The sequence below is a fragment of the Psychroserpens sp. BH13MA-6 genome, from assembly GCF_052983595.1.
On record NZ_JBRJGE010000001.1, the window covers coordinates 270,378 to 283,095 of the forward strand.

Annotated in this window: 10 protein-coding genes and 1 tRNA gene; 5 read left to right on the forward strand and 6 right to left on the reverse strand. The window is 37.3% G+C overall.

What is annotated here, in order from left to right:
* The first annotated feature begins 4 nt into the window (after positions 1–4).
* The 5 genes from ACU8DI_RS01235 (at position 5) to ACU8DI_RS01255 (ending at position 7,020) form a co-directional block, all read left to right on the forward strand.
* On the forward strand, positions 5–3,553 hold the full coding sequence (locus tag ACU8DI_RS01235; protein WP_447110915.1) for a T9SS type A sorting domain-containing protein: 3,549 nt from the start codon (positions 5–7) through the stop codon (positions 3,551–3,553).
* Positions 3,554–3,930: 377 nt separating this feature from the next.
* A complete protein-coding gene (locus tag ACU8DI_RS01240; RefSeq protein WP_447110916.1) occupies positions 3,931–4,092 on the forward strand; it encodes a hypothetical protein in 162 nt (53 codons plus the stop codon).
* A 10-nt stretch (positions 4,093–4,102) separates the two neighbouring features.
* The gene (locus ACU8DI_RS01245; protein WP_447110917.1) at positions 4,103–5,236 is read left to right on the forward strand and encodes a hypothetical protein; all 1,134 of its coding nucleotides are present in this window, start codon (positions 4,103–4,105) and stop codon (positions 5,234–5,236) included.
* A gap of 51 nt (positions 5,237–5,287) precedes the next feature.
* Positions 5,288–6,358, forward strand: a complete 1,071-nt coding sequence (locus ACU8DI_RS01250; protein ID WP_447110918.1) for a nucleotidyltransferase family protein — start codon at positions 5,288–5,290, stop codon at positions 6,356–6,358.
* A gap of 80 nt (positions 6,359–6,438) precedes the next feature.
* Positions 6,439–7,020, forward strand: a complete 582-nt coding sequence (locus ACU8DI_RS01255; protein ID WP_447110919.1) for a hypothetical protein — start codon at positions 6,439–6,441, stop codon at positions 7,018–7,020.
* Positions 7,021–7,025: 5 nt separating this feature from the next.
* Here ACU8DI_RS01255 and ACU8DI_RS01260 read toward each other — a convergent pair whose 3' ends face one another.
* From ACU8DI_RS01260 to ftsA, 6 genes are all read right to left on the reverse strand, one after another.
* A complete protein-coding gene (locus tag ACU8DI_RS01260) occupies positions 7,026–7,883 on the reverse strand; it encodes a zinc-dependent peptidase (protein ID WP_447110920.1) in 858 nt (285 codons plus the stop codon).
* Between the two features lie 139 nt (positions 7,884–8,022).
* Positions 8,023–8,493, reverse strand: coding sequence for a hypothetical protein (locus tag ACU8DI_RS01265; RefSeq protein WP_447110921.1), 471 nt, complete (start codon positions 8,491–8,493; stop codon positions 8,023–8,025).
* A gap of 184 nt (positions 8,494–8,677) precedes the next feature.
* Positions 8,678–8,751, reverse strand: a tRNA-Arg gene (locus ACU8DI_RS01270).
* Between the two features lie 7 nt (positions 8,752–8,758).
* On the reverse strand, positions 8,759–9,211 hold the full coding sequence (locus ACU8DI_RS01275; protein ID WP_447110922.1) for a GatB/YqeY domain-containing protein: 453 nt from the start codon (positions 9,209–9,211) through the stop codon (positions 8,759–8,761).
* Between the two features lie 148 nt (positions 9,212–9,359).
* Complete coding sequence (gene ftsZ, locus ACU8DI_RS01280; RefSeq protein WP_447110923.1) at positions 9,360–11,297, reverse strand: cell division protein FtsZ; 1,938 nt, start codon at positions 11,295–11,297, stop codon at positions 9,360–9,362.
* Positions 11,298–11,376: 79 nt separating this feature from the next.
* The gene (gene ftsA / locus ACU8DI_RS01285) at positions 11,377–12,717 is read right to left on the reverse strand and encodes a cell division protein FtsA (protein ID WP_447110924.1); all 1,341 of its coding nucleotides are present in this window, start codon (positions 12,715–12,717) and stop codon (positions 11,377–11,379) included.
* Position 12,718 lies beyond the last annotated feature (1 nt).

Consider the following 12,718-nt stretch of genomic DNA (forward strand, 5'->3'; position numbering starts at 1 on the left):
TGCTATGAAAAACATCTACTTAACAGTTTTAGCGACGCTTTTCGTTGTATTCAGTTTTGCCCAAGGCCCAATAGTCACTATTGATAGAGCCAATATTGTCGGACCGACCGCAACAGGAAATGATCCTTCTATTTCCTCTGTAGGAATTACAAGAGGATCGGGTGTCGTTCTTAGAGCAGGAACAGATTTTACTTCCAACAGTTGGGTTGGGACCTCATTAGCAGAAGCTATTTCGGGAAACGACTACATGCAATGGTCTACTACAGCGAGTGCAACCAACGATATCGAAATACAATCCATAGACATTAGATTAAGACGTAATTCTGAAGGGCCTGCAAACTGGCAACTGTTTTACAGCTTGGATAATTTTGCAACGGCTGGAATTCCAGTTGGCGGCACGCAAACTTTACCGCCTTCAACACCTCAGATTACGAATCTTACTGGGTTAAGTATTAATTCTGGAACTGCAGGTACTATTACCTTTAGACTCTATGCTTGGGGAGCACTCACCAATGGGAGTTGGTTAAGGGTACGTCAGGAACCAAGTTGGTCGGCATATGGCGTAGCGTTGCCTGGTATCAGAATGAGTGGTACCATTAATGCTGTCACACCTAATAGCACCGAATCTAATATTGTGGCAACGGCATTTGATCCAACGGACAATATTGACTACTTATCTTACAGTGCAACTTCTGGTTTAACTACGACGAATGCCATTAAAATTGGTGAATTCTCAGTTCAAGATGGCGGAGACGATCTAACAGATCCAGATGCGCTTGGTACGACTTTATCAGACCTTGAGTTTACTGTAGCTAACAGCTCCAATATTGCAGCTTTAGCTATTTTTGATGGCACGACGAATGTTTCTGAAGTAACAACCGTTTCAGAATTGACGTCATTTATGGATATTTCTGGGATAACCGCTGCAGATGACAGTTCAAAAACATTTGATATTTATGCCACCTTCAAAACGGCAGTTACAGATAATGATCAAATTCAACTCACCATAGCATCTGCGACGGCAGATGGATCGACTGGATCAGTATTTCTTGCTTTTGATGCAGGTGGTGCACAAACACCTATTGTGGCTGATGATAACAGAATTGAAGTCATTGCAGACGCCTTGATATTCAATCAAGAACCTGTTGACACATTTCAATTTGAAATAATGACACCATCTCCAGTAGTTTATGCTGTGGACACTAACAGTAACCAAGATTTAGATTACAATGGGACAGTATCCGTCGTATCTAGTGGCTCTATGGAACCAGGAATTATTGATTACACGATGTTGAATGGGACAGCCATACTCAATACCATTGTTTTTACTGAAAAAGAAACCGTTACGACCATTTTAGCTTTTGGTGGTGGTTTAAGTCCAGCTATAAGTAATCCTTTTGATGTGGATGGACCGATCATCACTATTGCTCAACAAAACTTTGACGGTGCAACTCCTGAGTGGACTTACACTAACGATGTTGCCTTATTTGATAATGGTTGGGCCGTTGATGGCTACTATGGTATTATAGATATCGCTGATGCAGCGCCTTTAGATAATCCGTCGTTCTCAAATAATATTTTTGGTGAAAATGATTTAAATGACGAAGGCGAGAATGGTACTTCAGATTTTGCAACGCTAGCACTTGATCCCATCGATATTAGCAATTTTGAAAACGTCAAACTTTCTTTTGATTGGGATGTTGACGGTTATGGAAATGATGTGGACGACGCCAAATATCGACTCATCTATGATGGTGTACCGCAACCTTACGTATTTCTTGTAGATGGTGGCGGAGCCATTGATACAGATGAAGGCACAGTAACTATTGACATCCCAGATGCTCTTTCAACAATAGCATTAGAAGTGAGTATTAGAGACAACGGCAGTACTGGTTTCTCAGGATTTGATAATTTTAAACTTATCAGTGTGTTTGATGGTCTTCTATATGTGGATAACGGATGGTCACCTAATCCGCCATCTGATACCACAGGCACCGAAAACGCCTATGTACTTGATGGTACTTACATCGTAGGAACCGATATTGAAGTTAAAAACTTATACATCAGTGATGCAGCAACCGCAACTGTAAGTGCAGGACAATCCATTACTTCTGTTTCTGGTTTAGTAAACTTCGGAACCTTAGAATTGAACTCTGTTTCTACCTCTTATTCTAGTTTAATTACTGGAGGTAATGCACAAGGAGAAGTAATCTATAACAGACACGTCAACCAAATTGCACCAACAGGATCTACTACTGGATCGAATGATTTAATTTCGGCACCTGTTACAAGTCCTGATCAAACATTTTTGGCATTCAGAACGGCTAATCCTGATTTGCCTTCTGGAACTATTGACGGTGTACCTTCTTTCTTATTTGGTCCATTTGACAACAACACAAATGAATACATCAATTATACGGCAGCAGATGACGCATCAGTTATTCAAGCAGGAATAGGATATAGAAGTGCGTCTACTGAAGCAACGGGTTCAACGTTTGAGTTCTTTGGAGATGTAGCCACAACCACACAATTTGTTCCTATAACGGTTGGATCAAGCAACACGTTTAACCTCATTGGTAATCCTTATCCTTCCTATATCTTATTAACAGATTTTCTTGCGGCGAATTCGAGCGCATTTAATCCTGCTAATTTTGGAGTCTATGGATACGATGGTGATGTGTTAGACGGATTTGTTGTTTGGAATCAAGCGTATGCAGATGCTAATCCAACAGCTAAAATTGCACCTGGACAAGGTTTCTTTGTGTCTTCTATCACAGGAGGTGGAACGATTGCCTTTGAGCCTAGTATGCGAACTATTGGCACGAATGATGACTTTATTGTTGGGCGAGTGGCTGATCTTGACAACCTCGCACATTTAAAATTACAAATGACAACTGATACCGCTACCTCTAAGACAGATATCTATTTTAATGATCATGCTAGCTTAGGTATGGATCCTGGATATGACTCAGCTTTATTCGGAAATACAATTCCGGATTTTGCCTTGTATTCGCATTTAGTTGAAGCTAATGAAGGACTCAATCTAGCAGCTCAATCTGTGGCATACTCTGGACTTAACAACACGGTATTTCCTTTAGGAGTGCATGCTAACCAAGGTGAGCAACTTACGATTAGTATTTTGGAAGCGAATATTCCAGAGTCGGTTTCTGTGTATTTAGAAGATACGCTTACCAACACCATGACTTTACTCAATACATCAGACTATGTATTTACACCAACAACAGATGTATCTGGCACAGGACGCTTTTTCCTTCGAGTATCTGAAGATGCCCTGTCTACTCCGGATGAAGACTTTAGTAGTATTCAAATTTATACCACTAAATCACCTAAGGCATTGTTTGTCAAAGGACGTTTAAACAGTGCTTCTGTTGCTGAAATCTATGATGTACAAGGTCGCGTAATCATGCGTGTGGCATTGGATTCGAATACCTTAAACAATCAAATAGATATATCAAATGTTAATGCAGGTGTGTATGTCGTGAAAATTTCGGATAAAGCACAACAGAAATCTGTAAAAGTCATTATTAAGTAAATGGTAACCTTTTGAGGTTCACATAAAGAAAAAAAGCACACGCCACGTCATCGTGTGCTTTTTTCATAATTTCTTTGACACAAACACATGAATTGTAACATGTTGGATACAAAATAAACCTGACTATCAATAAGATTTTTTATCTTGTTTAAAAGAAACATGATCTAACAACCAACAATTAAACAGATGGTCTAGTTTTGAAAAACCGAACTAACCATTAACTCGTAAATAAACTAAAGCGCACGATAAAAATCACAAACAACAATCAAAATAAATCTTAAAAAATTGTTATAATCTAGACGGTTTTATAGAAATTAAAATCAATTATACGACCAAATAACAATATTTTATTTATTTTTGACCTATTAAAAATTCTAATGAAAAGAAATAGTCCTCAGAATCAAATTACTCGTAAGGAAGCCATGAAAAAAATGGGCAAGTACGCAGCACTTACAGCTGTGGGTACATTTCTTATTTTGAATCCAAAAAAGGCACACGCATCTTCTCCACCTGATCCAGGAGGAAACCCTTTTGATTAATTAAGATATTTTGAAAACGGATCTCACTCCGAAGTATGTAATGGAACTTGATGACACTGTAGTTTTATGGTTTCAAGTTTCGAATAGATATACCGTGGTATCCAAAAACGTGTATCGACTCATTGAGGTCTTTCTCAGTGCCGACGATAAAACAACTTTTACTGACCAGCTTCAAAATATACTAAACATTGATGAAGCAACGTCATTCAAGCTCTTTAATGAGATTTCAAACTTTTTAGAAGAGGCCAATCGTATCGAGGATGTCAAAACCACACACGTCAAGGTTGATACCATTCCTGACCCATGGTTTTCCAAAGACTATCAAATTCAGGGCACCACGATCACTATAAATTTTGGTTCGGAAACCATCTTGCGATTGTTCCATCCACCACTAGAACACCTTCAAGTAACACCATCAAAGTCAGTAAATACCGTATTTGATATTTTTCAGCTAGATAATAGGCTTCATATGTGCAAAAACAAGCAACATGTGAAAAGTTACAGTGTGAATCAATACCATTTACTTCAAGGCCAATTCGCCATGGAATTCACCAATTTGATTCACGAAACCTCAATTGAGAAGTGGGTGGCTTCATTCCATGCATCTACAGTTAGTAATGGCAAAGAAGCGATCATGATAATTGGGAATTCTGGAAATGGGAAAAGCACCTTAACTGCCTTACTCATGGCTGAAGGTTTTGACGTCCTAGCAGATGACTTCACACCATTTTATGAGGACGCGATGTTGTATGCTTTTCCTGCAGCGATATCAGTGAAGCAAGGAGCTTTCGATATGTTGTCGGCTAAAATAAAAGGCTTTGAGAATTTAACCACTTATAAAAATGGGACTAAAAATATACCCATTAAATATGTGCCTCCCATTTCCGAGATCAAAGGAGGCCATACGAAATTGCCATGTCGTAAAATAGTATCTGTTAAGTATGCACCTAGTAAACCTTCATTGCTTGAGCAAACTTCAGCTGAAAAAGCACTAGAGACACTCATACCAGACTCTTGGGTTTCTCCACACCAAGATCATGCGTTCAGATTTTTAGAGTGGTTAAAATCTGTTACCTATTTCCAACTCGACTATAGCGACAACGATTATGCTATCGCTGAGTTTAAGACACTATTTAACGCTTAAAGAGCAAGTAAATAGATACTTTCCTTATTTTTGGCTTAGAATGATATGATTTTGGCAAAGAACCTAAACACATACAAAGACAGTTTACATTTAATTGCAGACATTCTCAGTTTTGATTATCCTACGGAAACCTTAAAACATCAAATTGTTTCCGAAGATATCGATTGGGATGCTTTGGTAGTAATTGCCAGTGACCACCTTATTTTAACCACCGTTTTTGCCAGACTACAACAAAAGAACCTACTAGAATATATACCAAAAGAGTTAGAAATCTACTTAAAGCAACTCACAGCGATCAATACAAATCGCAACCAAGACTTATTAATAGATGTACAGACGATATCCGATATTTTTAACAAGCAGCATATTGACTATACTTTCTTAAAAGGTGCTGCAATGCTTGTAAGTGGTTATTATGAGCATCTAGGAGAACGCATGCTTGGAGACATTGATATTCTTGTCAGCCACGACCATATTCAAAGCGCCTATCAACTGCTAAAAGACCATGGTTATATCGAAAAGACATCTGGGCTAAAGTCGGGTTTTTTTGAGCACAAACATTTAAATCGATTGGTTAAAGAGGATGGACTATGCGCCATTGAACTTCACAAATATGTTTTAAACAAACCCGTTTCTAACTATTTATTGAGTCCTTCCATTTTAAAGAACAAACAATACAAAGAGCGTATTCCTATTCCTAGTAACAAAGATCTATTCTTACATAACATTCTTAATTTTCAAATTAATGATGAAGGCCACTACTACTCGAAGTTAGGAATGCGAAGCGCCTATGATTTAATAGTACTTATTCATCACCATCCAGCACTCAATCAAAATTACAACGAAAAGGTGATCACTTCTTATATGACGCTTCACAGCCTCCTATTTGATATATTCAAGACAGCTAATTTTAACCCTAAAAAGCTCAAACGCTTCCAATCTAGACTTCATTCAAAGTCTCGTAACAATTTAAGAAAGACCTTATTAACATGGAATGCCTATATGCGTCTAATTCCTTCTCGATTAAGCACCTTACTTAGCAATAAAAATTATAGATTTGCGGTTTATAAAGACAGAAGACGCATATTTAAGGAATTAAAAACGAAATTCCTTAAGGGTTAACTCAAAAAATTATAACTTTAAGGTATATTTGCAATATATTTATTCAAAACATACCTTTGAATTTACACATTATATTACTTATGAAAAAGGCAATTTTATTCTTATGTTTAGTAGCTTTATTTAGTTTTGACGGCCAGGCCCAATTAACTAAAAGAGACTATAGAAGCATCGAATCATGGACGATAAATGTTGGTGTAAACGCTGTTGGAAGTTTAGGAACTAGAAATCCATTTGCGAAACTGGGTGAATTCGAATTTAACCGTCCTTTTGCAGTGGCAGTTCAAAGACGATGGTCTAGAAATTTATCAATAGAGCAGGATTTTACATTGAACAGATTTAAAATCACATCTACAATCGATAATGGCGCGCTGCCAGAAGCATTTAGTTACTTTTCAACCAATACGTATTTAAAATATTACTTTTCTGATGAGTTATTCCCAGAAACTTTATGGATTGATCTGTACACTGGTGGAGGACTCGGTATTTTCTCCGTTGATGAAATAAACACCTCGGCCAATTTGGTTCTAGGAGGCATCATTTGGGTAAGCCCGACTATTGGCTTAAGCCTTCAGGGTGTTGGAAAATTCGCATTTAACCACAAAGACAATAGATTTGACAACAACCATTTTCAATACATGGCTTACGTTGTATTCAAACTATAGTTGCATTAATAATCCGCAAAGTTAAAATTTAGCATTTCCTTGGTTTTCTTGTAAATCCTAGGAAATTGTTGCTTAAAATCATCTGGAGTTTCAATAAAGGTCTCTACGATGACAGCAAGAAATTCATAGTGGTTGGTAAAAGCATAAGGTCTAAAATATCTAGAAGCTATTAATTTTTGCCTTAATGCCTGTTCGGCAGTTAATAAATCTGTTAGTTCCTCAAAAGACTTTTTAAATACTAAGGCACTTACATCGGTGCTTTGCAAACTGTTTATGTGAATGGCGTGTGTAAACTCATGGATACCCAAATTTAAATTATCTCGCGCAATATCATAGCCATGTACAAAATCTTCCCAAGACAATACTAGCGCTCGTAGTTTTGGATTTAATTCTCCTTTATGATAAGTTTCATTTGAATGAGAATAAAAAGCAGCAGGATACACAATAATAGTTTCAACGAGATCAATGTTATAATTTCTAAAACCAAAGGTTAGCATCGTGGCTGTAGCTGCTATCAACACCTTACTTTCAGCAGTAATTATAAAGCCTTCTCGTCCGATAAACTCTTTTTTAGATAGAAACCTGGCTACTCTATGTTCAAATCGTTTTTTCTGAATATGATTTAATTTTTGATAGAACCCAAACCGCTGATTTAAAACTCGTCTTTCCGATTTATTCAAGGTCTTTTTAAAGAGATAAAAATGAACGAAAAATGGACGCTTCATCCGCATGGCATATTGTTCCTCAAAAAACACATAGAAACGGGATAGCACAATGGCTACCATACCAAGCATAAAAATGATTAACAAAACAGTTTGAAGTATAGGTGAGATGCCTTCTTCTTGAATTAGGGCTAAAATCATTCCTTAAATATACTGAAAAAATATACTAGACTTGTCTATGAAAAATTAGTTCAAAATTTCTTATGCCTTCATAAGAAACGTTAGCATCTTAATAACAATGCTCATTTGCACAAGATATCCTTTTAAAAGCATCTAATAGCTATCGACCAATATCATATACAGAATCGTACTTTGACATATCATACTTTTTCATATCAAATAACTTGATGCCAACTAAGGTGGTACTTGTTCTAATCTTCGCGTTAATGTTTTTGGTTGTATCAATAGAAATAGATACCTCATAAATCTTACTGATTTCAGATACCGACACGGTTTGTCTTAATGTCATATCATAATACCAATTTTTTGACTTTTCGTAAACTAGAGAAGTCTCTATTAAAAAATTATTTATGTAATATTCATCGTAATCATTGGTGAAATAACATTTATAGCCTTTTTGCTCATAGTGAGAAATTATAGCATCCTTTGATAAATCATTATTGTAATATTCCTGAGCCAGAACTGATAATTCTTCTAGTACTACTAAGTCTTCAGACTCGTACTTATCACAAGTCGTAACAAAAAAAGCCAAGCAGGAAAATGAAATTATGCCAAATAAAAACCGCTTCATATGATACTAAATTATTCTTTGTTAAAGATAGACGATTTATCTAAATGCATTTTTAAATATGATCACAAGTCACGTCTTTTACTAAGCTGAAATAATAGAGATTCGCTATATAAATACAAGCGGCATTTACTAAATAAAAAACCCCACGCTTCAAAGGAAACATGGGGCAACAAAAGAATTTTAGTGACCTCGAGAGGATTCGAACCTCCAACCCTCAGAGCCGAAATCTGATATTCTATCCAGTTGAACTACGAGGCCAGTATGCTTATTCCGTTAATTTTGCCTTGACAATATTTGAAATCGTTTTACCATCCGCTTGACCAGCCAATTCCCTGTTAACAATACCCATCACTTTACCCATATCTTTCATGCCTTCAGCACCAATTTGATCGATGGTCATAACCACCACCTTTTCAATTTCCTCTTCGCTCAAAGCTTCAGGTAAAAACTGGCTAATGACTTCTGCTTGATCAATTTCTGGCAATGCTAAATCCTTTCGGTCCTGTTCTAAATAAATAGCCGCACTATCTTTACGTTGCTTGACTAACTTCTGAAGAATTTTAAGCTCTTCCTCCTCCGTCAATTCTTCACCACCACCTGAGGATGTCTTAGCTAAAAGTATGGCTGATTTGACAGCTCTTAAAGCTTCTAAAGCCACTTGATCCTTTTCCTTCATCGCTGTTTTCATGGCAGCCATAACGTCATTTTGTAAACTCATAACACCTGATTTAAATTGCACTGCGAAGATATAAAAAAAGTCCTGTTATTTGCCATGACTCGATAACATTGTGACATAAAAAAACCCGAAAGGTCTATCTCATCCTTTCGGGTTTAACAAAGTGTGAAACACTAAACTAAATTTGCTATTAATCTACGTTGTCGTGTAAAAATGAATTATTACTTCTTAATTGAATATCATCGTTGTCGTCAGTAGTCACCGATGTTCTAGAAGCGTTGGTTTCTGAAGAATGCTGTGCATCTTCTAAATTCACACCTTGTCTTTTATAGGCAGGTTCTTTTTCAATTTCATCTATTTTTGCCGTATTAAACTTGTAATTGAAATCTTTCATTTTACGTCGTCTTTCATCAGCTCGTTCTTTCAATAAATCTGAAATAGGACTGTTCATTGGGTCAATTTCATCACTTGTTGGCTCCTCATGAGTCTCTGTTTCGATGGTCTTCTTTTCGAACACAATCTCTTCTTCTACTTCTTGCTTGGTTTGCACTTTCGCTGATTCATTCATAGCAGACTCATAGGTCATAAAATCATCGAGTGCATAACGCTTTTCACCTTCTTCATTCGCTTCAGTCACTGGAATAATCTCAACATGTTCATTAACTTCCATAGATTTTAAGTCATCTGATTCCTCAAGTGAAAATATGGTCTTTTCTTCTTCCACTGATGCCTCATCGTCATTGTCAGACATCGACGATAGCGGCAAGTCAAAAGTTAAAGTAATTTGTTCTTCCTCTACTTCTTCCGTGATTTCTTCCTTTTGCTCTTGAATAGGTGTAATAATGAAATCCTCTGTGTTGGACGTCAAATGATCTAATACCTCGTCATAAACCACGTTGATATTTCTAATGATATCTGTTGTTGTAATGAGATCTGTATCCATGGTATTCGTCGCTTCGACATCTTCATCATCTGTTAAGGTATGAATGACAACATCTGGCGCCTTATCTTCTTCATTTTCAAGTATAATATCAGGCGTAATAATCGCAGGATCATTCTCCTTTACAATCACATCGTCATTGCGGTCTTCTTCTAAAGCATGTACCACCTTTTTTTGTTCCGTATTGGAAATTTCATGCTGTTGGTCGATATCAAAACCTGTGGCGATGATGGTCACAGAAATAGATTCCTGAAGAGATTCATCCTCTCCAACACCCATAATGATATTCGCTCCGTGTCCAGCTTCATTCTGAATATGATCATTGATTTCACCAATTTCATCGATAGTAATCTCTTGAGATCCAGAAACGATAAGCAACAATACGTTTTTGGCTCCTGTGATTTTATTATCGTTTAACAACGGTGAGTCTAATGCCTTCATGATAGCCTCTTGAGCTCTTGTTTTTCCTGAAGCCGTTGATGATCCCATAATAGCGGTTCCACTATTACTAAGAACCGTTTTAGCATCACGTAAATCGATGTTTTGCGTATAATGATGCGTAATGACTTCTGCGATACCTCTTGAGGCCGTAGACAAGACTTCATCCGCTTTAGAAAATCCTGCTTTGAAACCGAGGTTTCCGTAGACTTCACGCAATTTATTGTTGTTAATTACCACAAGTGAATCGACATGAGCACGCAGGGTTTCTACCCCTTTCTGCGCCTGTTCGTTTCTCGTCTTCCCTTCAAATTGAAAAGGCATAGTGACAATTCCCACAGTTAAAATATCTAGTTCTTTTGCCAGTTTAGCAATAATAGGTGCTGCTCCTGTTCCAGTTCCACCACCCATACCAGCTGTAATAAATACCATTTTGGTATTGGTATCTAGCATGCGACGTAAATCTTCTAGACTTTCTAAGGCAGCTTGCTCTCCCACATCTGGGTTGGCACCTGCACCTAAACCTTCGGTTAAATTGACTCCTAATTGGATTTTGTTCGGGACACCACTGTTTTGCAGTGCTTGGGCATCTGTATTACAAATGACAAAATCAACACCTTTAATCCCTTGTAAAAACATGTGATTAATGGCATTGCTTCCTCCTCCACCAACTCCAATCACTTTAATGACGTTGGATTGGTTTTTTGGTAAATCAAATGCAATGTTGCCTAACTCATTGTTGTTGCTCATAAAATTTCTTTTACTGTATTTATAATTATTTTCCCCAATATCTCCAATAGTCCTACCCAATCGGAGATGCTTATGTTCTTTATTCTGCGTTATCTAAAAAATCTTTTACGCGTTCTGTTAATTTATCCAAAAACGTTTTGCGCTCTTTTCTTGGAGGTTGTTCTTCAATCACCTCCTCTTGGTTGGCAAAGGCTTCGGTTTGTTCCTCTAAAGCTTCTTGTTCCATCTCCTCTACTTCTTTTTCTACACGCTTGCGTTCTTGTCGCTTAAGACCATCTATCACTAAACCTACGGCCGTAGCGAATAAAGGACTAGCGATATCATCATCGCTGTTTCCTGCTAAATGCTCATTAGGATACCCAATTCTAGTATCCATTCCAGTAATATATTCCACCAATTGCTTCAAGTGCTTTAACTGGCTACCACCTCCAGTTAATACAATTCCTGCAATTAATTTTTTCTTTTGCTCTTCGTGGCCGTAGTTTTTAATTTCAACATAGACTTGTTCTATAATTTCTACCACACGCGCGTGAATGATCTTGGATAAATTCTTTAAGGTTATTTCCTTAGGTTCTCTACCTCGTAATCCTGGGATGGACACAATCTCATTATCCTTATTTTCCCCTGGCCATGCCGAACCAAATTTTACTTTCAATAATTCGGCTTGTTTCTCAATTATTGAGCATCCCTCTTTGATATCTTCTGTCACCACATTACCTCCAAAAGGAATAACAGCTGTGTGTCTAATTATGCCATCTTTGAATACTGCCAAATCTGTCGTACCACCTCCAATATCAATCAAAGCAACACCTGCTTCTTTTTCTTCTTGACTTAATACCGCATTGGCTGATGCCAAGGGTTCCAGCGTAATGCCTTCTAACTCTAATCCCGAACTTTTAACACAGCGACCAATATTGCGTATGGAAGAAACTTGCCCTACCACCACATGAAAATTAGCTTCTAATCGACCACCATACATCCCGATAGGCTCTTTAATTTCAGCTTGCCCATCAATTTTGTATTCTTGCGGTAAGACGTGAATAATTTCTTCACCAGGTAACATCACTAGTTTATGAACTTGATTGATTAATCGATCAATATCATCTTCATCAATAACTAATTCTGAATTCGCTCTAGTAATATAATCGCTATGCTGCAAACTGCGAATATGCTGACCAGCAATACCAACCGTCACATCTTCAATCTTCATTCCTGCTTCAGCTTCTGCTTCCTGAACAGCTTGCTGAATAGATTGAATTGTCTGCGTTATATTATTGACCACACCTCTATGAACTCCTAAACTTTTGGATTTTCCAACCCCTAAAATTTCGGCTTTGCCATATTCATTCTTCCGACCAATCATAGCCACAATTTTTGTGGTTCCAATGTCCAGTCCAACTGAAATTTTATTATTCTCCATC